The following is a 21,792-nucleotide window of genomic DNA, read 5'->3' on the forward strand; positions in this document are numbered from 1 at the left end:
GCCATTAAGTCCTCGTCGCTCCGCCGCCCGCGCGGGCAAGCTCGGGAAATTGCTCGCGCAGCGCGCCGGCCACCGCCTGCCGGTCATAACCCAGTTGCTGCAAAATCACGGCGATTTGCCGGGCGGAAATCGCATCCTGATACACCGAATGGAGCACATCGGCGATCAGCCGGGGAGTAACGATGCTAATCAGGGCGATGTCCTTTGCCGTGCCGCCCCACGCCTGAAGAATATGCTCAAGCGCCTGTTCCGGGGTCATGCCCTGTTCATGGAGCGACGCCACCACCGCAATCAGCTTATCTTTTATTTCATTCGCCATCATTTGGCTCCCAGATCAACGGGAGCCCTTCCTCAATCCCCGCCAACCGACCATTACCACAACCGGAAAACCCGTCCAGCTCCGGCTCGCCACAACCTGAGGTTGTAGCAACCACAAATAAAGGGTGTTTTTCCAATATATCTCAGATGGTTATAGTGAAACCACCTCTTGCTATCCCCCGAAAGCCGTATCGATATCATGGGGATAGCATTTGGACGCGTCCAGAGCGTTTATCCGGCCGCACCAACCCCCTTTCTCATCATACAACAGACAGGCGATATAACCAGAAAACAGCACGAGGATCGGGTACCCCCTACAATAACAGGAAGATAACACTATGAGCAGATTAAGAAAAAATAGCGCTATCGGTTGCTTTCTTTTCATCTTCGGCCTCTCCCTCAGCTACGCGCAGCCGGCTGCCGCGCAAGAGAGCAAACTAGAAACCGACGTCGTGGTTATCGGATTCGGCGGCGCCGGCGTATCCGCCTCAGTCTCTGCGGCGGAGGCCGGGCTGAAGGTGATCGCGCTGGAAAAGCAAGCCTTCGCCGGCGGCAGCACCAACTTCGCCGAGGGGCTGTTCGGCGTCGGCACCGACCAGACACGCAGGGACTCGGTCCACATCACCCCCGAACAGGCTTACCGGACGTCGATGGAGTTCAACCAGTTCTACCGCGTCAATCCCGCGCTGGTGCGGACGTACCTGAAGGAGGCCGGCCCCACCATCCGCTGGCTGGAGAAACAGGGCGTCAATTTCCGGCTGGGGCAGATGTCGAAGCATGAGCCGCGGGTGTGGCACGTAGTGGAAGACTACGGCAACTCCCACCACGGCGCCGCGCTGATCAAGCGCATGGTGGAGCGGGCCAACGAACTGGGGGTGCAGGTGATGTACAAGACCCAGGGCAAGAAACTGATCTACCAAGACGGCGCGGTCAAGGGCGTGGAAGCGGAAGACGCCAACGGCAACAAGCTCACCATCCTGGCGAAAGCGGTGATCCTGGCCACCGGCGGCTTCCCGGACAGCAAGGAGAAGGTGGCGGCCTGGACGCCGTTCGATCCCGAAAAAGTGGCGCCGTTCGTTAGTCTAAATAAGACCGGCGAGGGCATCGACATGGCCAGGGCGGTGGGGGCGGATACCGTCGGGTTCGGACTCACGCTGCACCCTGGCATCAAAGGGAAAGGCATCCCGGTGGTCGGCGATCTGCAGGGCATGACTTTCGAGCCGAACCTGTGGGTCAACAAATACGGCGACCGCTTCGCTGATGAGACGATCGTGGAGAGTTTCGTCCTGGCCGGCAACGCCATCGAGTCGCAGCGCGACAGCTTCGTCTGGTCCGTCTTCGATGAAAACACGGTGAAATTTGTCGCCGAACAGGGCGCCCGCATCGGGATGGGCGTCATCGTTCCGGTCATGAAAAAGCTGACCAACCTGCAAAAAGAGATCGACGACGCCATCAAGGCGGGCAACGCCAACGTCGTCAAGGCGAATACCCTGAATGAACTGGCGAAAAAGATGGGGGTAGACGCCAAACGGCTGCAGGCGTCCGTAGCCCAATTCAACCAGATCAGGGAGAAGAACGTCGACGAGGCATTCACCCGCGATCCGGCGACGGTGATCCCGGTTAACGCGCCTCCCTACTACGCGCTGCAGGTACGTCCCTACTACTTCACGACCACCGGCGGGATAAGAATTACGCCGGCGGCGGAGGCGACGGACGCCAACGACAACGTGATCAAAGGGCTTTACGCCACGGGCAGCGATGCGGGCGGGCAGTACGGCCGGACCTATACGCTGTGGGCGTCGGGGTCGACCTTTTCGTTCGCGGTCACCACCGGCAGACTGGCCGGCGTGCACGCCGCGCAATACATCGCCACCCTGAAATAGCAACCCGCGCCGGAGAGAAACGGCCCTCTCCGGCGGATAACAACAACCGGGGGATATGATGATGAACACCCTGAATAAGCGGCTATGCCGGCTGGCGCTACCGCTGATACTGACGGCCGCGCCGGCGGCGTATGGCGTGGAAAACGTCACGCCCTTGCAGCCGGGCGCGACAACCGGCAACGCGGCGGGTCTGTTGCCGCCGGACGGGCTCTACTTTACGCTCAACAGCTCCTATGAAACCGGATCCTTGCGCAACGAGGACGGCGATAAAGCCCTGACGCCGGGCGGCAGCGTCAAGCTCAAGGTGGTCAGCACCGCCGCGTCGCTATTGTGGGTGCCGGGCTGGGAAGTGCTGGGCGCCCGTTATGGTGCCAGCGTGGTACAGCCCCAGCGCGTCATTCGTTCCCGCACCAACGATGGTCAGGCGGAGCACAAAGATCACTATGACGGCATGTTGAACACCTCGATCACGCCCGTGATGCTGTCGTGGGATCTGGGCCGCGGTCTGTTTGTGGGATTCGGCGCGGGAGTCAGCCTGAAGAACGGCAAATTTGAATATCGGTACAGTGAGGCCCAGGGCAGAAACGTCATACAGGGAAATTCCGTCGCCAATAATTTTTATATTTTCCAGCCTAATCTCGCCGTCACCTATCTGCGGGACGACTGGGCGTTCACAGTGAATAACATCTTCAATTTCAATACCCGCAATAAGACGACCGAATATCAAACCGGCCACCTCTACTATCTGGACGTCACCGCCGCCAAAACAATCAATAACTGGACGCTGGGCGCGATCGGCAACTATACCCGGCAGTTCCGCGACGACGAGATAAAGGGGCGGAAAGTCGCCGCCGTACCGGGATTTCATGCGCAGGGGAAACGCACCGAATACGCCTCGCTCGGGCCGATGATCGGCTATAACTTCGGCGATTTTTCCGTTTCAGGCCGTTTTCTGTTTGCGCTGTTCGCCGAAAATGATGTGGATATGTCGATCTTCCATCTGGGGATCACCATTCCGCTGAAGTAACCCACGGCAACGCCGCGTTATGTTATCGCGGCGTTTTCCGTTTCCGACCCAACTGCGCGCGGTGAAAACCGTGCGCAATATCCCTTTTCTTCATATGCGTTTTTTATTCCTATGATAGCTGTCATATTTTGACGGAAATGGGCTGGTTACACTGTCCGTCTGTCCCCTGCACGATGACTGATGATGGTAGAGGTGGCATATGGATATCGGCACGCTGAAATATTTTGTTCAGGTGTATGAGGATCGTTGCCTGACTCGTTCCGCACAAAAATTATTCATTAGCCAGCAGGCGCTGAGCAGGCAGATCCTCAATCTGGAAACCGAACTGGGCGTAACCCTGTTTCAGCGTAATTCCCGCGGCATGTCGCCGACTGCGATGGGTGACTTCCTCTATGCCAAAGCCCTGACCGCCATCAACAGCATTGCCGCGCTGGAAAGCGACGTGCGTACCCGGCAACGGCATGAACATCCTCGTTACCGTCTCGGTTTTTCTCCCGGCACGTTGCAAATCCTGGGAGTACAGCGGGTGATGGCGTTTCTGACCGCCTACCAGGATGCGGACTGTGCACTGTCCGAACACACCGATATCGAATGCGAAGCACGCGTGGATAACGGATCGCTGGATATGGCTATCACCGTCAAGCCTGGAGACAACCCGCGTCTGAGCTATGCCAGCATCAAGCAGGAGCGGATCGTACTGGTGAGCAATAAGAAGCACCGTTTGGCGCGGCTGGCGCAAACGCGGCCCATCCGTCTGGCCGACATGGTCGACGTCTCTCTGATTATGCTGGATGAAACCTTCCGGCTACGGGAGACCATTTTGCAACACCTGCGCCGCGCGGGCGTCTCTCCCCGCATCCATACCCATATCAGTCACGATCTGTATGTCGCCTATGATCTGGTCGCGCTGAACCAGGGCGTTTTTGTCTTCGTCGAAGGATTGGCTCGTCCTTTGTTACGCGACGGCATGGTATGCATTCCCCTGTTGGACAGCGGCATGAGATGGGATATCGGGATGATCGTCGGCCATGAATCCGCGACGCATTCACCAATACTGCTCAATTTTGTTAGCCGTTTTCAGCATGAAATGCGCCAGGATGCGGAAACCTCACGCCAGACAACCGGCAGCGGCTGCCCATTATTTATCTGAAATGGCACGCTGGCGCTGAAAAGGCTCAGGAGACGGCATTTATCCGATAGCGGTGTATAATATGTGGAATTATTAAAAATAGTTTGAAACAACTCCGCGTACATTGAGTCATTCTCTTCGTTCTTTGAGATGCGATAATTCCCCAAATAAAAATCGAATTTCATTCTGTGAGCAAAAAGGCCAAGTCATGATCACCACCGACGGTAATAACGCAGTCGCCTCTGTCGCCTGGCGGACAAACGAAGTCATCGCCATCTACCCTATTACGCCCAGTTCCACCATGGCCGAGCAGGCGGCGGCCTGGTCGAGCGACGGAGGAAAGAATATATGGGGAGACACGCCGCGCGTGGTTGAAATGCAGTCGGAAGGCGGGGCGATAGCCGCCGTGCACGGCGCGCTGCAAACCGGGACATTGGCCACCACCTTTACCTCGTCGCAGGGATTGCTGCTGATGATCCCCTCGTTGTATAAACTGGCGGGCGAACTGACGCCTTTTGTGCTGCACGTGGCCGCCCGTACGGTGGCGACCCACGCGCTGTCCATTTTCTGCGACCACTCCGACGTAATGGCCGTACGCCAGACCGGCTGCGCCATGCTCTGCGCCAGCAACGTGCAGGAAGCGCAGGATTTCGCCCTGATCGCGCAGATAGCCAGCCTGAACAGCCGGCTGCCGTTTATCCACTTTTTCGACGGTTTCCGCACGTCGCATGAAATCAACAAAATTGAACCGCTGAGCGATGACGCGCTGCGCCAGCTGCTGCCCCGGCAGGCTATAGAGGCTCACCGTGAGCGAGCGCTTACACCTGAACATCCGGTGATCCGCGGCACCGCCTCCAACCCGGACACCTTCTTCCAGGCGCGCGAAGCCGCCAACCCCTGGTATAACGCCGCCTGCCGGCACGTCGAACAGGCGATGAACGACTTCGCCGACGTCACCGGGCGGCAGTACCGGCCGTTTGAGTACTACGGCCATCCCGAAGCCACGCGGGTTATCGTCCTGATGGGATCCGGCGTCGGCACCGTTGAAGAAGTGGTCGATACGCTGCTGACGCGCGGCGAAAAGGTCGGCGTGGTCAAGGTGCGCCTGTATCGTCCGTTTTCAGCCAGGCATTTGCTGGCGGTTATTCCGCAGACGGCGCAAAACATTGCCGTGCTGGATCGTACCAAAGAACCGGGCGCAGTGGCGGAACCGCTCTATCTGGACGTGATGACCTCGCTGGCCGAGGCGTTCACCAGCGGTGAGCGCTCACAGATGCCCCGCGTCATCGGCGGGCGCTACGGTCTGTCGTCCAAGGAATTCACCCCGCAGTGCGTGCAGGCCGTTTTCAATGAGTTGGCGCTCGCTAACCCGCGGCCGCGCTTTACGGTTGGTATCTACGATGATGTGACCAACCTGTCGCTGCCGCTGCCGACCCAGCATTTACCGGCCCATGCGTCGCTGGAAGCGCTGTTCTACGGGCTGGGCAGCGACGGTACGGTATCGGCCGCCAAAAACTCGATTAAAATCGTCGGCGACGCTACCCCGATGTTCGTACAGGGCTACTTCGTCTACGACTCCAAAAAGGCCGGCAGCCTGACCGTCTCCCATATGCGCGTCGGCCCTCACCCCATCAACTCCGCGTATCTGATCGATCGGGCGGATTTCGTCGCCTGTCACCAGTGGCAGTTTATCGACAAGTACAGCATGGTCGAGCGGCTGAAACCCGGCGGCGTGTTTCTGATTAACGCCCCTTACGCCAGCGACGATTTGTGGCATCGCCTGCCGCAGGAAGTGCAGGCCGGCTTAAACCAGCGTCAGGCGCGGGTTTACTGTATCAACGCGGCGAAAATCGCCCGCGAGTGCCAGTTGGGCGCGCGCATTAATACCGTGATGCAGATGGCGTTCTTCCACCTGTCGCAGATCCTGCCGGGCGAGGAGGCGGTGGAAAAACTGCGTACGGCGATCGCCAAAAGCTACGGCAGCAAAGGCCAGGAGCTGGTCGAGCGCAACTGGAAAGCCTTGAGCGCCACGCTGGAAGCCCTGGCCGCCGTGCCGCTGGACGCGGTCGATCCGCACAGTCCGCAGCGCCCGCCGGTGGTTTCCGACGCCGCGCCGGACTTTGTGAAAACGGTGACCGCCGCCATGCTGGCCGGATTAGGCGATACCCTGCCGGTTTCCGCCCTGCCGCCCGACGGCACCTGGCCGACCGGCACCACCAAATGGGAAAAACGTAATATCGCCGAGGCGATCCCGCTGTGGCAGCCCCAGCTGTGCACCCAGTGCAACCACTGCGTCGCCGCCTGCCCGCACTCCGCCATCCGCGCCAAGGTGGTGCCGGCCGAGGCGATGGAAAACGCGCCGGCGTCGCTGCAGTCGCTGGATGTCAAAGCCCGCGATATGCGCGGCCAGAAATATGTCTTGCAGGTGGCGCCGGAAGACTGCACCGGCTGTAACCTGTGCGTGGAAGTCTGCCCGGCGAAAGATCGCCAGGATCCGACGATCAAAGCCATCAATATGGAATCCCGGCTGGATAATCTGGCGGTCGAAAAAGAACACTTCGACTTCTTTATGGCGCTGCCGGAAATCGACCGCTCCAGGCTGGAACGCATCGATATCCGCACCTCGCAGCTGATTTCGCCGCTGTTTGAATATTCCGGCGCCTGCTCCGGCTGCGGTGAAACGCCGTATATCAAACTGCTGACGCAGTTGTACGGCGATCGTCTGCTGGTGGCCAACGCCACCGGCTGTTCGTCCATTTACGGCGGCAACCTGCCCACCACGCCGTGGACCACCGACGCCAACGGCCGCGGCCCGGCCTGGGCCAACTCCCTGTTTGAGGATAACGCCGAGTTCGGGCTGGGTTTCCGCCTGAGCGTCGACCAGCACCGCCAGCGCGCCGTGCGTTTACTGCATGACCTGGCGCCGCGGTTGCCGGCCGATTTGGTGGCCGCCTTGCAGGAAGAGGCCATCGCCCCGGAACTGCGCCGTCAGCAGATTGAGCAACTGCGAACCCTGTTGGCGACGATCGGCGGCGATAAGGCCGGCGCGCTGGCCGCCGCGGCGGATCATCTGGTGGATAAATCCATCTGGCTGATCGGCGGCGACGGCTGGGCTTACGATATTGGCTACGGCGGTCTGGATCACGTGATGAGCCTGAGCGAAAACGTCAACGTGCTGGTGCTGGATACCCAGTGCTACTCCAATACCGGCGGGCAGCAGTCCAAAGCCACCCCGCTGGGCGCGGTGACCAAGTTCGGCGAGAAAGGCAAACGCAAGGCGCGTAAAGATCTCGGCATTAGCGTGATGATGTACGGCCACGTTTATGTGGCGCAGATAGCGCTGGGCGCCCAGTTGAACCAGACGGTGAAAGCCATTCAGGAGGCCGAGGCCTGGCCGGGTCCGTCGCTGATTATCGCCTACAGCCCCTGCGAAGAGCACGGCTACGATCTGGCGTTCAGCCACGATCAGATGCGCCAGTTGACCGCCACCGGCTTCTGGCCGCTCTACCGCTTCGATCCGCGTCGTACCGAGGAAGGCAAACCGGCGCTGGTGACGGACTCCCGTCCGCCGTCAACCAGCCTGAGCGAAACCCTGCTGCACGAGCAGCGTTTCCGCCGCCTGAACAGCCTGATGCCGGAAGAAACCGCGCTGCTGTATGAAGAAGCCGAAGTGGATCTGCGCCGCCGTTATGATTTTCTGACCATGATGGCGGGTAAAGGGGAGAAAAATCCGCAGGAGTAACGCGGTATCTCCCCTTCGCAGGGGAGGGAGTTTAGCTCCTCCCCCTGGCAAGGGGGAGGCCGGGAGGGAGTAGCAACAGGCGACGCCGGCGCGCTTCCGCTATCGTTTAACGGCGGATCTCACCTAGCAATTCCGGATGACGATCAAGAACTTTCAGCAATTTCACCGTGGAAGGATGAGGTTGTGCCTTGCCTGTTTCATATCTGGAAAATGCATTCGCACCGCCGCCAAAAATGGCGCTGGCTTCACGTTGCGTCAACTCCAACTTTTTACGAACACGACTAATGTACGCCGGTTCAATCGTTTCTTTGATAACCGAATTTTTAAAAGCAACGACTTTTGCCAGGTACGCCGCAGACTCGTCCTTGTTCATCGTGACGTCATGACAGATCGGACAGTGCAACCCTTCTACGGCCGGCAACACGGTTTTTTTCCCGCGAAATGAGTAGGGTACATCTTTTGCTTCCTGTATCAGTTCGGCACCGCCACAGTTAGGGCATTTCATATTATTTCTCCTTAAATGAGACGATAAGCAAGTCGTCAATAACCATGATTTTTACATAGAGATCAACTGTGTTAATCCTTGGGCGATAGACATCCTGCCAAATCGTATGATCATGGTATGTCGTCATGCTTTTATAAAAATCATCCGTCGTTAATGAAATGATCGCGTTACACATTCCGTCAAAATCTAATCCCAGTAAATCTGCGCCATTGAGCGCCGTGTTAGTAGCCCTAACCTTGCCCTGAGCGATTAACGCCTTAACGATATGCAGTCGAGTATGGGGTGTTCGTTTTTCCATGCACTACATCCATGTAGATGACCTTAAATCGATATTAACCTATTAGGTTTATTTCATCAAAAAATAATAACCTGTTCCCGGCATGAATACTCTGGCAATGAAGTCCGCCCTGGCAACCGGAACATCCCTGGTTGTCGACGCGATCGACCGGTCATATACGATGTGGATAGGCAAACGCATCAAATATGCCGATACTACGCCTTGGTTGTTGGACGATCTGCGCAGCACCGCTCAGGATTTACCCGTTCACTGGAACGACGATGGCTTGGCAATCAATAAAACCATGATTGCCGATTTCACCAGTGAACTGCATTTACAGAGGAACGCGGCTAACTGTCTGACCCCGTTAGCGTTGTTCCCGTGGGCGTTCTCTTTTTTGTCTTAAGATAAGAGGGATTGATATGAAAGTGGCACTTGGACAGTTCGCCGTTGACCGTGAATGGCAAAACAATGTTAAAACCACGCTTGGGCTGATGTCCGACGCGCGGCAGGAGGGCGCCGATCTTCTGGTGCTGCCCGAAGGTATTCTGGCGCGAGATATCACCAATCCCAAGCTGGTGTTAACCGCCGCCCAGCCGCTGGACGGCCCTTTCGTCAGCCAGCTGCTGGCGGCCAGCAGGGGCGGTCAAATGACCACCATAATGAGCATTCATGTGCCGAACGGCACGGAAAAGGTGTGGAATATGCTCATTGCCATTCGCGACGGCGCCATCATCGCCCGGTACAAGAAACTGCATCTGTACGATGCGTTCTCTATGCAGGAATCAGAAAACGTGACCCCCGGCGATGAAGTTCCGCCGTTGATCGACGTGGCGGGACTGAAGATCGGCCTGATGACCTGCTATGACATCCGTTTCCCCGAACTGGCGCGCCGCCTGGTGCTGGATGGCGCGGAAGTGCTGGTGCTGCCGGCCGCCTGGGTCAAAGGGCCGCTGAAAGAGGCGCATTGGGAACTGCTGGTTCGCGCGCGCGCGCTGGAGAATACCGCTTATGTCGTGGCGGTCGGCGAGTGCGGCGTAAAAAATATCGGCAACAGTATGGTGGTTGACCCGTTGGGCGTGGTCGTTGTCCAGGCGCCGGAAGTGCCGGCGCTGGTCTACGCCGAAGTGGATCCCGATCGTCTTTCCTATGCGCGGAAAATATTGCCTGCCCTGACCAACCGCCGTTTCGAGGTGCCGCGCCTGTCCAATGAGTAGCCGGGGACATCCACATATTGAATGCTTCCCTACGGGTTGCAAAAAAGTGTGATTAGTTACACATGTTGATTCCCTCTTACGCCGTTCTGCACATATAATGCGCATCCGGTCCTATCGACCGGAATAAACCAGAATCACCATTTCTGGTATGGCATCTACCACTCAATAAAGACATGAAAATGAGTATTCGCGCGATCCTAACTTTCGTTGTGGCTGTGACGGCATTCAGCCAGGCCGCCTTTGCCGTTGTCTATCCTCTGCCGGCGGCCAACAGCCGGCTGGTGGGCGAAAACCTGGAATTTACCATCCCGACGGACAGTACGTTGCCGTTGGAGCATTTTGCCGCCCAGTTCCAGATGGGGTTGAGCAATATGATGGAAGCCAATCCGGGGGTTGACGCCTATCTGCCCACGCCGGGCAGCACCCTGACCATTCCTCATCAGTTGATTCTGCCGGACGCGCCGCGCGAAGGCATCGTGGTTAACAGCGCGGAAATGCGCCTGTATTACTACCCGAAAGGCACCAAAACCGTGGTGGTGCTGCCGATCGGCATCGGTGAGCTAGGCAAGGATACGCCGATTAACTGGGTCACCTCCGTGCAGCGGAAAAAGGCCGGCCCGACCTGGACGCCGACCGCCGCCATGCATGCGGAATACGCCGCCCGCGGTGAAACCTTGCAGAAAGTTTTCCCGGCCGGTCCGGATAACCCGATGGGACTTTACGCCCTGTACGTCGGCCGGCTGTACGCCATTCACGGCACTAACGCCAATTTTGGCATCGGCCTGCGCGTCAGCCACGGCTGCGTTCGCATGCGGGCGGATGACATCAAATACCTGTTCGATCACGTCCCGGTGGGGACGCGCGTGCAGTTTATCAACGAGCCTATCAAAGCCACGGTAGAACCGGACGGTTCGCGCTATGTGGAAGTCCACCACCCGCTGTCGCGCACCGTGGAAGAGTTTAACTCCGATGCGCCGGCGCCGCTCACCGTCACCCCCGCGGTGGGTAAAGTGGTGGCCGATGCCAGCGTCAACCAGAGCGATCTCGACAAGGCGCTGCAGGAACGCTCCGGTATGCCGCTCAAGATCAACGGCCTGATTGAAGAAAGCGCGCCGACGCTGCCGGTTGAGTCCGTCGCGGCGCCGGAAGCGGTGAACCCGGACGTCCCCGTCACGCCGGAAACGGCAACCCCTGACGCCGCCGCGCCGGAAACGCCGGAAACGCCGGAAACGCAGCCGCAGGATAACTCAGCTCAGATAGTTGAACCCAACGCGGAGCAAGGCGCGGCGGATCAGGGCACTACGGCGCCGCAAGCGGATGCCGCGGCGGCAGAGTCCGGCGCCGATCGTTCTTGATTTACCGCCCGATGAAAAATGGCACGGACGCCATTTTTCAACCTCTCCCGCGAATCATCAAATCAGCGCCGCTTCTTTCAGTTCACTCTTCAGATAAGCGTAGTAAATCGGTGCGGCGATAACGCCGGATAGGCCGAACGCCGCTTCAAATACCAGCATCGCCAGCAGGATTTCCCAGGCGTGCGCTTTAATTCTGGTGCCGACAATCTGCGCATTCAGGAAGTATTCGAACTTGTGGATCAGCATCAGATACACCAGCGCGATCAGGGCGATGGGCAGGGAAATGGATAAGGCGGAGATAAACACGATGGAATTCGAAATCAGGTTGCCGATGACCGGCAATAAACCGAAAACGAAAGTCAGCACCACCAGCGTTTTCGAAAAAGGCAGATGAATGCCGAAACAGGGGAATGCGCCAAGAATAAAAATGGCGGACAGCACGGTATTTACCGCGGAAATTTTTACCTGGGCAAAAACAATGTTGCGAAAGGAAGCGGACAACAGCGACACCCGGCGCAGCAATTCCGCCTTCAGCAGCGGCTTTTCCGTATCGCTCTCCACATTGTATAAAGAGATAATCGCCCCCAGCACCATACCTATCAGCATTGTGACGAAACCGTGCAGGAAACTTTTCCCCATGTTTTGCAAGATAGCGATATGCTGTTGAACCCATTGTAAAAACTCGTGTTGCAGTTCTTCCACGCTGACCGGCAAATATCCCGGTAAAAACAGCATCAACTGCTGCTGGATGTCGTTAAGGATATAGGCGATACGCGTATTAAATACCGTGGTGTCTTTCATTTCCTGCATCAGCAGCCCGACCAGACTACCGAAAAGCAGACTCAGCAAACTGACCACCAACGTGCTGATAATCGCCACCACCATCCAGCGGGCGCGCTTGCCGCTGATCACTTTTTGAAAATAGGGCGTCAGCAGATTAACGATTTCATAAACAAGAAAACCGGCGATAAAACAGGCTAACAGACGCAGGGGCAGCAACAGCAACAGGCCCCCCATAATAAAGAAAAAGCTCAAAAACCGGGCTTGTTTTAGATTCAGTAACTGCATGATGACGTCCCGTGTGAAAAACCAATGCTAATATGCCAAACCGACGTTTTAAACCGTCATTCTTAGCGTTTTAGCGCAGAAACGCCAGCAGGTTTTTGGCCTTATCGGTTATCGGTTCGTCAGGAGACGCGCCCCGCGCCCCTTATCGGCAGACTTCTTTACCGTTTCCTTACGGATGCCTTACGGTTTCCTTATATGGCCGATAGCATAAGAATAATAGCGGACAGCATATTGAAATATATTGGATATCGTTTTATTCACATCAAGAAACCGGTTAATTAAAGATAAACCAGACAGCACAGATAGCTCAATTAAACGATGAGGCGGAAAAATAGATCGGTAAGCGATAACGGAGGGTCAATACATTATTTTTTATAAAGTGAATGTCGTTGGAAATAAACAACCGCCACCCTGCTTCGGGTGGACGACAACGGCCCGAAGCAGACTAGACTAGCTCGCACCGCATTCCGGGCGGTTAACTGGCCAGATTGGCGGGTGATTCCGTCGGCTCCTGATTCAGGATCAATAAGGACAACACACGATTTTCAACATTCAATTTAGAGAAAGAGAGCGTACCCAGCTGCTTGCGGGTAAAGCCGTCGGACAGCAGATCTGAAACCACGCGCGTACTTAATACGCTGGAATCAGTCATAAAGTCTTGATAAGCGAACTTCACGTTAATCGGCAACACATCGTCAATAGAAACCGGCGCGCTCATTTCGGAACGCAGCCCAAAATGGGCATTAAAAGCAGAATTGGCGCAAACCACCTTACACTTCTCGTCAATCACCGCGGCAGCCCGTCGTTCATTCTGAACAGGTTGACTGAGCATACCTATGATCTCGTTCCGGCCAAATATCAGACTCATTATTCCCTCTGCTTCATGCTATGTAGAAGATACCATCAAGCGCCGTCAGGCAAGCTGTAGCCCGCAGTAACCCGTTGATAAGCATTCAACCCGCCGGTTCGCCGGCATAGTGTAATTATCTAAATGTTTAGCAAACCGGATGTTGCTGAATAAAAACAAAAATATAACAATTCGCTTTTTTAAGTCTGATGGACAAACGCTTCGCTTCCGCTTCTGACCGAAAAAACGGCGTTTTGCTCACCGTGTCGTCGATTATCCCTACTTACCTGCGCGCTGATAATCAGATAAATCCAAATAGCGATGGCGGGTAAAAATATACCTGAAACAATGTTGTCACTATCGGCGGAATAAGAGAGATCTTTATGCCATTTGATCGTAAAAGACGATCAAAGTGGGAATAACAATAGATATTATCTATTAAAAACAATAGATTGATCGTTATAGTCATTGTGATACAGAGAATAATTCTTATAATTTTTTTTATTATGGCATATATATCTATTGATGCCGGCCCACTTTCCGACCGTTCGCTTATTTACTGCTCGTTCAGGGATTATTTAAGTCATTTCTTATCTCTTTTCGCCCATTGCGTGATCCATCGCTCAAAAAAGAAACAAATATTGCCACATCACTACAATTAACCATTCATTGACATATCCTTAACATGTTTAAGGAGAAGTGCACATGACTCAACATCATAAATATGCCATACCGGCCGCCATTGCGGAAAATGCCCTGATAAACGCCGACCAATATCAGCAGATGTATCAGCATTCCATTGACGATCCTGCCGCTTTCTGGCGTGAGCAGGGAAAAATTATTGATTGGATCAAACCTTATCAACAGGTAAAAAACACCTCATTTGATCCCGGTCATATTCGGATTCGCTGGTTTGAAGACGGTACGCTAAACGTGGCGGCCAACTGTCTCGATCGTCATCTGGCCGAACGCGGCGATCAGACGGCGATAATCTGGGAAGGCGACGATGCCAAAGAAAGTAAAAAGGTTACCTACCGCGAGCTTTACCAGTCGGTGTGCCGTTTTGCTAATGCACTGAAATCACTGGGAATAAAAAAAGGCGATGTGGTCGCCATCTATATGCCGATGGTGCCGGAAGCGGCGGTGGCCATGCTGGCCTGCGCCCGCATCGGCGCCGTTCATTCGGTGATTTTCGCCGGCTTTTCCCCGGAAGCCATCGCCGGGCGCATCATCGACTCCAGCGCCAAACTGGTGATTACCGCCGATGAGGGCATCCGCGCCGGACGCGTTATCCCGCTCAAGAAAAACATTGATGAAGCGCTGAAAAATCCGGGCGTCAAAACCATCGCCAACGCTATCGTTTTCCGTAGAACCGGGGAAGAAACGGAATGGGTCGCCGGCCGCGATCTCTGGTGGCACGATCTGATCGAACAGGCCGACGATCGCTGTCCACCGGAAGAGATCAACGCGGAAGATCCGCTGTTTATTCTTTATACCTCCGGCTCCACCGGCAAACCCAAAGGCGTGCTGCATACCACCGGCGGCTATCTGGTGTATGCCGCGCTGACCTTCAAATACGTTTTCGACTATCATCCGGGCGACATCTATTGGTGTACCGCCGACGTCGGCTGGATCACCGGCCACAGCTATCTGCTGTACGGACCGCTGGCCTGCGGCGCCGTTACGCTGATGTTCGAAGGCGTGCCCAACTGGCCGGATGCCCGGCGCATGGCGCAGGTGGTCGATAAACATCAGGTCAATATTCTCTACACCGCCCCCACGGCGATCCGCGCCCTGATGGCGGAAGGCGATAAGGCCATCGAAGGCACCTCGCGCGCTTCGCTGAAAATCATGGGTTCCGTCGGCGAGCCGATCAATCCGGAAGCCTGGGAGTGGTACTTCAATACCATCGGCAACGGCAGGTGTCCGATCGTCGATACCTGGTGGCAGACGGAAACCGGCGGCTTTATGATCACCCCGCTGCCCGGCGCCATCGAAGCCAAACCCGGTTCGGCGACCTACCCTTTCTTCGGCGTTCAGCCGGCGCTGGTGGATAATCTGGGCAATCCGCAGCAAGGCGCGAGCGAGGGCAATCTGGTTATTACCGACTCCTGGCCCGGCCAGGCGCGCACCCTGTTCGGCGATCACGACCGCTTCGAGCAAACCTACTTTTCCACCTTTAAAGGCATGTACTTCAGCGGCGACGGCGCCCGCCGCGACGAAGACGGCTACTACTGGATCACCGGCCGCGTCGACGACGTGCTGAACGTATCCGGCCATCGGCTGGGAACGGCGGAAATCGAATCCGCGCTGGTTGCTCATCCCAAAATCGCCGAAGCGGCGGTGGTGGGCATCCCGCACAGTCTGAAAGGCCAGGCGATTTATGCCTATATCACACTGAATCACGGCGAAGAGCCCTCCGGCGAACTGCATACCGACGTGCGCAACTGGGTACGTAAAGAGATCGGACCGATCGCCACCCCCGACATCCTCCACTGGACCGACTCGTTGCCGAAAACGCGATCGGGCAAAATCATGCGCCGTATTCTGCGCAAAATCGCCGCCGGCGACACCAGTAACCTGGGGGATACCTCAACGCTGGCCGATCCCGGCGTGGTCGAAAAGCTGCTGGAAGAAAAGCAGGCAATGAGCGCCTCTCCCCAATGATCCTCTGACGAAATACGCTTCGCCCAACCTGACGTTCGCGCCGGGTGGGCGCGACGGCCTTACACAACGCCGCCCCACCAACAGATTACCGGAGACTTACGATGAATGACGCCATTTATCAACGGATTGAAAGTAACCCGCTGTTCAGAGAACTGGTGAATAAACGACAGCGCTTCGCCACCTTGCTTTCCCTGATCATGCTGGCGCTTTACGTCGGCTTTATTCTGCTGATTGCCTTTGCGCCTGGCTGGCTGGGAACGCCGATAACGCCCGGCTCCAGCATTACCCGCGGGATCCCGCTTGGAGTGGGGTTGATTGTGACCTCCTTTGTGCTGACGGGCATCTATGTCTACCGCGCCAACGGGGAATTCGATCGCCTGACCAAACGGTTACTGGATGAGGTAAAGCCATGAATACACGTTTTATTATGCTGTTCGGGCTGCTCGCCTCAGCGCCGGCGGCGCTGGCCGCGGATGCCCTGACCGGCGACGTTCAGCGTCAGCCGCTGAATATTCAGGCCATCGTGATGTTCCTGCTGTTTGTCGGCGCCACGCTGTATATCACCTACTGGGCCTCCAAACGCACGCGCTCGCGCAGCGATTATTATACCGCCGGGGGAAACATTACCGGCTTTCAGAACGGGCTGGCCATCGCCGGCGACTATATGTCGGCGGCGTCCTTTCTCGGGATCTCGGCGCTGGTTTATACCTCCGGCTATGACGGCCTGATCTACTCGCTCGGTTTTCTGGTCGGCTGGCCGATCATTCTGTTTTTAATCGCCGAACGCCTGCGCAATCTGGGACGTTACACCTTTGCCGACGTGGCTTCATACCGGCTAGGGCAGAGACCGATTCGCAGCCTGTCCGCCTGCGGCTCGCTGGTGGTGGTGGCGCTGTACCTGATCGCCCAGATGGTCGGCGCCGGCAAGCTGATCGAACTGCTGTTCGGCCTTAACTACCATATTGCGGTGGTGCTGGTGGGGATCCTGATGGTGATGTATGTGATGTTCGGCGGCATGCTGGCCACCACCTGGGTGCAGATCATCAAGGCGGTGCTGCTGCTGTTCGGCGCCACCTTTATGGCCTTGATGGTGATGAAATCCGTCAACTTCAGCTTCGACGGCCTGTTTAAGCAGGCGATGGCCGTCCATCCGCAGGGGGCGGCCATCATGAGCCCCGGCGGACTGGTGTCCGACCCGATATCCGCGCTGTCGCTGGGGCTGGGATTGATGTTCGGCACCGCCGGCTTGCCGCATATCCTGATGCGCTTCTTCACCGTGAGCGACGCCAAAGAGGCGCGCAAAAGCGTGTTCTACGCCACCGGCTTTATGGGTTATTTCTACTTTCTGACCTTTATCATCGGCTTCGGCGCCATCCTGCTGGTCAGCGCCAACCCGGACTTTAAGGATGCGGCCGGCCAGCTTATCGGCGGCAACAATATGGCGGCGGTGCATCTGGCGGACGCGGTGGGCGGCAACTTCTTCCTCGGCTTTATCTCCGCCGTCGCCTTCGCCACCATTCTGGCGGTGGTGGCGGGGTTAACGCTGGCAGGCGCCTCGGCGGTTTCCCACGACCTCTATTCCCACGTCATCAAGAAAGGGAAAGCCACCGAGCGTAATGAGCTGAAAGTCTCGAAAATAACCGTGCTGGTGCTGGGCATCGTCGCCATCGCGCTCGGCATTCTGTTTGAAAACCAGAACATCGCCTTTATGGTGGGGCTGGCCTTCTCCATCGCCGCCAGCTGTAACTTCCCGATTATTCTGCTGTCCATGTACTGGTCGAAACTCACCACCCGCGGCGCGTTGGTGGGAGGCTGGGCCGGGCTGCTGACGGCGGTGATCCTGATGATCCTGGGGCCGACGGTGTGGGTGAAAATCCTCGGCCACGCGACGCCCATCTATCCGTATGAATATCCGGCGCTGTTCTCGATGCTGGTGGCCTTTATCGGTATCTGGCTGTTCTCGATAACGGATCGTTCGGCAAGCGGCCAGCAGGATCGCGCCCGCTTCCATTCGCAGTTCGTGCGTTCCCAGACGGGGGTCGGCGCCTCGCGCAGCGGCGCTCATACCGGGTAGCGCCAAACTTTACAACAATGACGCCGAGGCGTCACAGGTGGTTAGCGGCGGTGCTCCGTCTCATTAAGCGCCACCGCGTAGGTATGCACCTCGCCGTGCATATTGGAGCGAAATACCAGATAGTCGCCGTCCGGCGTAAAGGCCAGATTCGGCTCCAGGCGATAATCATGGGCGGACATATCCACCAGCCGCCGGCAACGCAGTACGCCCGGATCGATCAGGCTATCCGCATTCGCGGCGGAAATGCCGGCGACGTCCGGTATGCTTTCCGGCACCAACAATGAAATCCACTTGCCGTCCCTGGCGTGCGCCACCATCTCCTCATCGCCGCCGTCGCCGGCAAAATAGTTACCGTCGGGGGAAAGAGTAAAGTGTACCGACCAGCTATCGCGTTCCAGCGCGTACCACCGGCGTCTGCCGCTATGCAGCTCATACCCCGCCAGCCAGAACACCTCGCCGCGCGGCGTTTGCAGGTCGTACCAGATGGTGTTGCCGTCGGGGCTGAAAAATTCATGGCCCGCAATTTCCATATTCATGGCGCGCGTGTGGATTTTGCTCAACGCCGAACCGTCGGTACGAATGGTCCAGATACGGTCCACCTTGTGCCACGGCCCTTCATGGCAGAACAGAATCTGCTGGGGATCGGTGGGAGAAAACTGTAAATGATTAAGCCAGTCGGTGGCATGATGAACATCCCGCCGGGTTCCCGAGGCCACATCAACCACGAACAGGGTCATCGGCAGACGCCGTTCCAAACGCTGATTGATATGCACCTCTTTTTGTTCGGCAAAGGTCAGCGGCCGCCCGGTGTGCGGATGATACATCTCCGTGGCGACCATCCATTCCCCTTGCGGATTGGCATGACCGCCGGCCGCGTCAGATACCGCGGCGGTGAAAATATCGTTGAACGCCTTTTCCTGCCCGGTTTCGCTCCCCAGCAGCAGCGTTTCGTCGGCGTTCAGGGCGCTCACCGTTTCGCCGGGCGTCAACCGATAGTGCCGCGCCGTCTCGCCGGTCAGCAGATGCAGAGAAAACACCGTCCGCCGGCCGTCGACTTCATCGATATACCACAGGCGGGAAGTGCGTCTGCCCACCATCAGGATCTCCGCCGTCGGACTGGGCATAATCAGCGTATTGCGCCGCGTTCGCATATCAATCGCGGCGATCCCCTCCGGCGTCGTCACCACCATTAATCGACCGTCGCGGCTGAACGCATTTTGATGGAAATAGAGCGACGAGGTTCCCGCCAGTTCCGACAGCCGGATAATTCTTCTGCCGGTTACGCCATCGCGCCATTCGCGCGGCGCGGCACTGTTTCCGCCCAACGCCGCTTGCCGTGCTTTTTTCATATTCTCCTCTCCGCCGGTTCCAGCGCCTGCTCCGCGGCCTCTGTCTGCCAGCATTGTTCATAAGGCAACCCCGTCAGTTCTTCCACCGCGGCGCGCGTCGGCGCATCGACCTGCGCCTTGTGGCCGCCCTGTTTCAGGCGGGATATTTCCTGCAATATCAGCAGGTGATTATCCCGGTTAAGCCGAAAACGCCGGGAAACGATAATCCCCCACAGGCCGAAACAGAGCGGCACAACGGTATAGATAACAATAATGCTGTTCACGGTGATCTGAGGTTGCACGTCAACCCCTTGTTGAAACCCCGTCACGGAGAGCACCGCCCCCAGCGCAAACATAATCGACGCCTGAATCACCGTATCCACAAAATTGAATACGCCGGAAAAAAGCGCCTCGCGCCGTTCGCGGGTGACGATTTCATCGACGTCGGGGATAAAGGACATCAGATAAAAAGAGGCGTTGGCAATCCCCGTTTTGCCGAAATTGAGAATAATGGTGAGCGCTATCAGCCAGATTTCCCCATGCGCGGGACGCACGATCGCCAGACAGGCAAAGGCGGCGAAGACGATCACCGTGACGTATGCCCCCAGGCGGAAAGACCTGGCCCCGTCGGTTTTGATGGTGTACCACATAAAAAAGGAGAGAAATAACAACCCCAGCAGATAGGCGATGCTGTTGGCGCCCGCCACCACCGTCGGGCTCATCATCATGACGAAAATGATGAAGTAGGTATTCACATAGCCCGAGATGGTGCGTTCCGAAATTTGCGCAATAAACATCGCCAGCAGTTGGCGGAAGGCTTTTACCCGCAGGGTGGAGCCCAAATCGCGGAAGATCATTTTCATCTCCTGCCAGGCGCCGATGCCGGAGACAAAATGCAGCTCTTCCGCCGATCGTTCAAAACTCCACAGGTATTGCAGCGATAGCGCGGCGCAGGCCAGGACATTACACACCACCATGGTCCAGGTGAACGCCGCCATATCTTTGCCGAACCACAGAAACATCACGCCGGGCAGGGCGGAAATCGCCGTGGTGGCGATGGCTCCCACCGCCTGTTTCATCCCCTCGATTTTGGCGCGAACCGTCGAGTCGGTGGTCATTTCCGTCGTCAGGGTCGGAATAATGATCTGGGGAATACGCAATACGCAGTTATACAGAATATAAACCACGTAATAGTAGGCGACGCCCATGCCCGGCAGCCATACCAGAGGAAATAAAATGGTATGTACCGGGATAATCATTAATAACCAGAAGCGGCGGCGACCAAATTTTTTCCCCAGCCGGGTTTGGCCGAATTTATCGGAAAAATCGCCGAAAAACAGCGAGAAAAAAGCGCCGGCCAATTTACTGATGGCGAACAGCGTGCCTACCGCCATAATCGATAGTCCGGCGTAGGTGGTGTAATAGTACATCAGCCAGGCGGACAGGACATTCTGCGTCGCGGCGATAAAAATATTAACCGAAGAAACGCCGAAGTAATTCTTTAAGGTAATCCGTCTTATTATTTCCGGCATGGTAATACCCTCCCCTGCAGGGATAAAGTATAAAAATAGTATTTCAGTGAGCGCAGATTATTTAAAGGTATAAGCTACCCCGGCGCGCAACCGAAGCTGCCGCTCGCTGGATTGGGAAGAACGATTGATATCGCCAAAGCTGATATAGGGACTCCACTCCTTTTTATCCCCTAGCGCATAATTGAACTGTAGCTCCTGTTCATAATTATTTTTCTTTTTAGCGAATAAATTTTCATCGCCGTGCTGGAAGATAATTTTATAGGTGGTGGTCAGATCGCCGCTTCGATAACGCAAATAACCATCTACCCGATTAACGGTGCGATGCTTATTGGTGGTACACACCGTCCCCACTTTGGTACACTTGCCATCGTGCGCATAATCGGTCAATTCCAGACGATATAATCCGCCGACCGACCAGCTATCATTGATTTTATACCAGGGCGATACCCCAAACTTCCATTCGGTGCGCGTTGAGTTAAACTCCGGCTGAAATAACGGCGATATCGTCCAATTGCCAAACTGATATTTTTTCGCCAGCGTCATTTCCACCGCGTTTAATACCGGGTCTTTATAGGCTTTATCCTTAACGTTGGACCCGCCGGTTTTAAACTTGGTTTCTACCGCGAATGAATAGTCATGGGGGAGTTGCGTCGCCAGCGTCAGCTTATCGTAGTGCGTCCGGTCCCGTAGTCGATATTCATGCCGATAATCCATCGACACATTTCTTAATACCACATCGGCGCTCGCCTGCCCGACAAAAACCAGCGACAGAGAAGCCGCAATCAATGCTTTATTTGAAGTTTTCATTATTAGTCCATTATTA

General features: G+C 56.3%; 18 protein-coding genes. 10 read left to right on the forward strand and 8 right to left on the reverse strand.

The features are described from left to right. Positions 1-4: 4 nt before the first annotated feature. Positions 5-322 carry a hypothetical protein gene (locus DDT56_RS05425; protein ID WP_136165478.1) on the reverse strand — a complete coding sequence of 106 codons (318 nt, stop codon included), beginning with the start codon at positions 320-322 and terminating at the stop codon, positions 5-7. A gap of 334 nt (positions 323-656) precedes the next feature. On the opposite strand from DDT56_RS05425, the gene DDT56_RS05430 reads away from it, so the two are divergent. The 4 genes from DDT56_RS05430 to nifJ all read left to right on the forward strand — a co-directional run bounded on the left by DDT56_RS05430 (position 657) and on the right by nifJ (position 8,099). Continuing rightward, positions 657-2,201 (forward strand): FAD-dependent oxidoreductase, encoded by a 1,545-nt coding sequence (locus DDT56_RS05430; RefSeq protein ID WP_136165479.1) that lies wholly within the window; start codon positions 657-659, stop codon positions 2,199-2,201. A gap of 55 nt (positions 2,202-2,256) precedes the next feature. Further along, positions 2,257-3,228 carry a SphA family protein gene (locus tag DDT56_RS05435; protein WP_136165480.1) on the forward strand — a complete coding sequence of 324 codons (972 nt, stop codon included), beginning with the start codon at positions 2,257-2,259 and terminating at the stop codon, positions 3,226-3,228. Positions 3,229-3,427: 199 nt separating this feature from the next. Then, on the forward strand, positions 3,428-4,378 hold the full coding sequence (locus tag DDT56_RS05440; protein WP_136165481.1) for a LysR family transcriptional regulator: 951 nt from the start codon (positions 3,428-3,430) through the stop codon (positions 4,376-4,378). A gap of 187 nt (positions 4,379-4,565) precedes the next feature. Beyond that, the gene (gene nifJ, locus DDT56_RS05445) at positions 4,566-8,099 is read left to right on the forward strand and encodes a pyruvate:ferredoxin (flavodoxin) oxidoreductase (RefSeq protein ID WP_136165482.1); all 3,534 of its coding nucleotides are present in this window, start codon (positions 4,566-4,568) and stop codon (positions 8,097-8,099) included. Between the two features lie 106 nt (positions 8,100-8,205). Here nifJ and DDT56_RS05450 read toward each other — a convergent pair whose 3' ends face one another. Together DDT56_RS05450 and DDT56_RS05455 are read right to left on the reverse strand one after the other, a co-directional pair. Then, entirely contained in the window at positions 8,206-8,604 is a 399-nt protein-coding gene (locus DDT56_RS05450) for a type II TA system antitoxin MqsA family protein (protein WP_136165483.1), read from the reverse strand. A 1-nt stretch (position 8,605) separates the two neighbouring features. Beyond that, on the reverse strand, positions 8,606-8,902 hold the full coding sequence (locus DDT56_RS05455) for a type II toxin-antitoxin system MqsR family toxin (RefSeq protein ID WP_136165484.1): 297 nt from the start codon (positions 8,900-8,902) through the stop codon (positions 8,606-8,608). Positions 8,903-8,984: 82 nt separating this feature from the next. Between DDT56_RS05455 and DDT56_RS05460 the strand changes: the two genes are divergently transcribed. From DDT56_RS05460 to DDT56_RS05470, 3 genes are all read left to right on the forward strand, one after another. Further along, positions 8,985-9,287, forward strand: coding sequence for a hypothetical protein (locus tag DDT56_RS05460; protein WP_136165485.1), 303 nt, complete (start codon positions 8,985-8,987; stop codon positions 9,285-9,287). Positions 9,288-9,303: 16 nt separating this feature from the next. Further along, the gene (locus DDT56_RS05465) at positions 9,304-10,098 is read left to right on the forward strand and encodes a deaminated glutathione amidase (protein ID WP_136165486.1); all 795 of its coding nucleotides are present in this window, start codon (positions 9,304-9,306) and stop codon (positions 10,096-10,098) included. Positions 10,099-10,277: 179 nt separating this feature from the next. Beyond that, positions 10,278-11,453 carry a L,D-transpeptidase family protein gene (locus tag DDT56_RS05470; RefSeq protein WP_246856727.1) on the forward strand — a complete coding sequence of 392 codons (1,176 nt, stop codon included), beginning with the start codon at positions 10,278-10,280 and terminating at the stop codon, positions 11,451-11,453. Between the two features lie 57 nt (positions 11,454-11,510). Here DDT56_RS05470 and DDT56_RS05475 read toward each other — a convergent pair whose 3' ends face one another. Both DDT56_RS05475 and DDT56_RS05480 read right to left on the reverse strand, forming a co-directional pair. After that, on the reverse strand, positions 11,511-12,521 hold the full coding sequence (locus tag DDT56_RS05475; protein WP_136165488.1) for an AI-2E family transporter: 1,011 nt from the start codon (positions 12,519-12,521) through the stop codon (positions 11,511-11,513). A gap of 475 nt (positions 12,522-12,996) precedes the next feature. After that, entirely contained in the window at positions 12,997-13,389 is a 393-nt protein-coding gene (locus DDT56_RS05480; protein ID WP_136165489.1) for a transcriptional regulator, read from the reverse strand. Between the two features lie 684 nt (positions 13,390-14,073). Between DDT56_RS05480 and acs the strand changes: the two genes are divergently transcribed. The 3 genes from acs to actP all read left to right on the forward strand — a co-directional run bounded on the left by acs (position 14,074) and on the right by actP (position 18,109). Then, the gene (gene acs, locus DDT56_RS05485; protein ID WP_136165490.1) at positions 14,074-16,035 is read left to right on the forward strand and encodes an acetate--CoA ligase; all 1,962 of its coding nucleotides are present in this window, start codon (positions 14,074-14,076) and stop codon (positions 16,033-16,035) included. A 101-nt stretch (positions 16,036-16,136) separates the two neighbouring features. Beyond that, positions 16,137-16,448, forward strand: coding sequence for a DUF485 domain-containing protein (locus DDT56_RS05490; RefSeq protein WP_136165491.1), 312 nt, complete (start codon positions 16,137-16,139; stop codon positions 16,446-16,448). Then, the gene (actP, locus tag DDT56_RS05495) at positions 16,445-18,109 is read left to right on the forward strand and encodes a cation/acetate symporter ActP (RefSeq protein WP_136165492.1); all 1,665 of its coding nucleotides are present in this window, start codon (positions 16,445-16,447) and stop codon (positions 18,107-18,109) included. The genes DDT56_RS05490 and actP overlap by 4 nt, the downstream gene beginning before the upstream one ends. A 41-nt stretch (positions 18,110-18,150) precedes the next feature. On the opposite strand, the gene DDT56_RS05500 is transcribed toward actP, so the two are convergent. From DDT56_RS05500 to DDT56_RS05510, 3 genes are read right to left on the reverse strand one after another with little or no spacing between them, the layout of a single operon-like run. Beyond that, the gene (locus DDT56_RS05500; protein WP_136165493.1) at positions 18,151-19,458 is read right to left on the reverse strand and encodes an oligogalacturonate lyase family protein; all 1,308 of its coding nucleotides are present in this window, start codon (positions 19,456-19,458) and stop codon (positions 18,151-18,153) included. Further along, the gene (locus DDT56_RS05505; RefSeq protein WP_136165494.1) at positions 19,455-20,969 is read right to left on the reverse strand and encodes an MFS transporter; all 1,515 of its coding nucleotides are present in this window, start codon (positions 20,967-20,969) and stop codon (positions 19,455-19,457) included. Before DDT56_RS05505 ends, DDT56_RS05500 begins: the two co-directional genes overlap by 4 nt. A gap of 57 nt (positions 20,970-21,026) precedes the next feature. Next, positions 21,027-21,776 (reverse strand): oligogalacturonate-specific porin KdgM family protein, encoded by a 750-nt coding sequence (locus DDT56_RS05510; protein WP_136165495.1) that lies wholly within the window; start codon positions 21,774-21,776, stop codon positions 21,027-21,029. Positions 21,777-21,792: the final 16 nt, after the last annotated feature.

Origin of the sequence: Brenneria corticis, assembly GCF_003115855.1 — a bacterium.
Lineage (GTDB): Bacteria > Pseudomonadota > Gammaproteobacteria > Enterobacterales > Enterobacteriaceae > Brenneria > Brenneria corticis.

What these genes read in the sequence shown, in the direction of transcription:
- DDT56_RS05425 (WP_136165478.1), bottom strand. Translation starts at nt 322, where the DNA reads ATGATGGCGAATGAAATAAAAGATAAGCTGATTGCGGTGGTGGCGTCG.
- DDT56_RS05430 (WP_136165479.1), top strand. Translation starts at nt 657, where the DNA reads ATGAGCAGATTAAGAAAAAATAGCGCTATCGGTTGCTTTCTTTTCATC.
- DDT56_RS05435 (WP_136165480.1), top strand. Translation starts at nt 2,257, where the DNA reads ATGATGATGAACACCCTGAATAAGCGGCTATGCCGGCTGGCGCTACCG.
- DDT56_RS05440 (WP_136165481.1), top strand. Translation starts at nt 3,428, where the DNA reads ATGGATATCGGCACGCTGAAATATTTTGTTCAGGTGTATGAGGATCGT.
- nifJ (WP_136165482.1), top strand. Translation starts at nt 4,566, where the DNA reads ATGATCACCACCGACGGTAATAACGCAGTCGCCTCTGTCGCCTGGCGG.
- DDT56_RS05450 (WP_136165483.1), bottom strand. Translation starts at nt 8,604, where the DNA reads ATGAAATGCCCTAACTGTGGCGGTGCCGAACTGATACAGGAAGCAAAA.
- DDT56_RS05455 (WP_136165484.1), bottom strand. Translation starts at nt 8,902, where the DNA reads ATGGAAAAACGAACACCCCATACTCGACTGCATATCGTTAAGGCGTTA.
- DDT56_RS05460 (WP_136165485.1), top strand. Translation starts at nt 8,985, where the DNA reads ATGAATACTCTGGCAATGAAGTCCGCCCTGGCAACCGGAACATCCCTG.
- DDT56_RS05465 (WP_136165486.1), top strand. Translation starts at nt 9,304, where the DNA reads ATGAAAGTGGCACTTGGACAGTTCGCCGTTGACCGTGAATGGCAAAAC.
- DDT56_RS05470 (WP_246856727.1), top strand. Translation starts at nt 10,278, where the DNA reads ATGAGTATTCGCGCGATCCTAACTTTCGTTGTGGCTGTGACGGCATTC.
- DDT56_RS05475 (WP_136165488.1), bottom strand. Translation starts at nt 12,521, where the DNA reads ATGCAGTTACTGAATCTAAAACAAGCCCGGTTTTTGAGCTTTTTCTTT.
- DDT56_RS05480 (WP_136165489.1), bottom strand. Translation starts at nt 13,389, where the DNA reads ATGAGTCTGATATTTGGCCGGAACGAGATCATAGGTATGCTCAGTCAA.
- acs (WP_136165490.1), top strand. Translation starts at nt 14,074, where the DNA reads ATGACTCAACATCATAAATATGCCATACCGGCCGCCATTGCGGAAAAT.
- DDT56_RS05490 (WP_136165491.1), top strand. Translation starts at nt 16,137, where the DNA reads ATGAATGACGCCATTTATCAACGGATTGAAAGTAACCCGCTGTTCAGA.
- actP (WP_136165492.1), top strand. Translation starts at nt 16,445, where the DNA reads ATGAATACACGTTTTATTATGCTGTTCGGGCTGCTCGCCTCAGCGCCG.
- DDT56_RS05500 (WP_136165493.1), bottom strand. Translation starts at nt 19,458, where the DNA reads ATGAAAAAAGCACGGCAAGCGGCGTTGGGCGGAAACAGTGCCGCGCCG.
- DDT56_RS05505 (WP_136165494.1), bottom strand. Translation starts at nt 20,969, where the DNA reads ATGCCGGAAATAATAAGACGGATTACCTTAAAGAATTACTTCGGCGTT.
- DDT56_RS05510 (WP_136165495.1), bottom strand. Translation starts at nt 21,776, where the DNA reads ATGAAAACTTCAAATAAAGCATTGATTGCGGCTTCTCTGTCGCTGGTT.